Annotated in this window: 1 protein-coding gene; it reads left to right on the forward strand. The window is 63.8% G+C overall.

The window, feature by feature from the left end; genetic code table 11:
- Positions 1 to 1,075 (forward strand): methyl-accepting chemotaxis protein (locus LG661_RS24640; RefSeq protein WP_230534633.1); only part of this gene is annotated, 1,075 nt, incomplete at its 5' end.
- Positions 1,076 to 1,133: the final 58 nt, after the last annotated feature.

Below are 1,133 nucleotides of genomic sequence, written 5' to 3' on the forward strand. Positions count from 1 at the left end.
AGCTGTTGCGTTCGGCCTCGGTCGTAGCATCTCCCGGCCGATGAACAAGCTGACAAGCAATATGCGCTCGCTCGCCGACGGTGATCTCAACGTGGCGATTGACGGCACAGGCCGCCGCGACGAGATCGGCGTCATGGCGAACACAGTCCAGGTGTTCAAGGAGGCCATGATTGCCAAGCGCCACGCGGACGAGCAGGCTGCAGCCGAGGCGGATGCCAAAATGCGCCGGGCCCAAGTCCTCGATCAGCTGACGAAAACCTTTGAGGCGAATGTCTCAGTGCTGACACACGGCCTGTCGAGTGCCGCAACCGAGATGGAGGCAACGGCGCAGTCCATGACGGCGGTCGCCAACCAGACCAACAACGAGACGGTCAGCGTGGCCTCCGCCGCCCAGCAGACCTCGGCCAATGTGCAGACTGTGGCGGCTGCAACGGAGGAGCTGTCCATCTCGATCCGGGAAATCGCCGGACAGGTCAGTCAGTCAACGCAGATTGCCGGGCGCGCGGTGGAGGATGCCCAGCGCACCAATGTGACGGTGCAGACGCTGGCGACCTCTGCGGAGAAGATCGGCAACGTTGTCCAGCTGATCAATAACATCGCGGGCCAGACAAACCTGCTGGCGCTCAATGCGACCATTGAGGCGGCGCGAGCGGGCGAGGCCGGCAAGGGCTTTGCGGTTGTAGCCTCCGAGGTGAAGGAGCTGGCGACGCAAACGGCCAAAGCGACGGATGAGATCTCCCAGCAAATTGCCTCGGTGCAGCAGGCGACGGATGAGGCCGTCGGCGCCATCCAGCAGATCGCCCGGACCATCTCCGAGATGTCGCAGATCTCTGTCTCGATCTCGGCCGCTATCGAGGAGCAGGGCGCCGCGACCGGCGAGATCGCCCGCAATGTGCAGGAGGCGGCGCGGGGCACGGAACAGGTGACGGGCAATATCGCAAGCGTGCGGCATGGTGCGAGCGAGACGGGCTCGGCGGCCAGCCAGGTTCTGGGGGCATCTCAGGAGTTGGCGCGACACTCGGAGGATCTGAGGCGCGAGGTCAACGCGTTCCTGGACGGCGTGAAGGCCGCTTAAATTCAGTCCTAAGTTATTCTGCAGAGCCGGTGCTGCATAAGGCGGCGCCGGCTTTCTA

It is taken from the genome of Microvirga roseola, from assembly GCF_020866965.1.
In the GTDB taxonomy this organism is placed as follows: Bacteria; Pseudomonadota; Alphaproteobacteria; order Rhizobiales; family Beijerinckiaceae; genus Microvirga; species Microvirga roseola.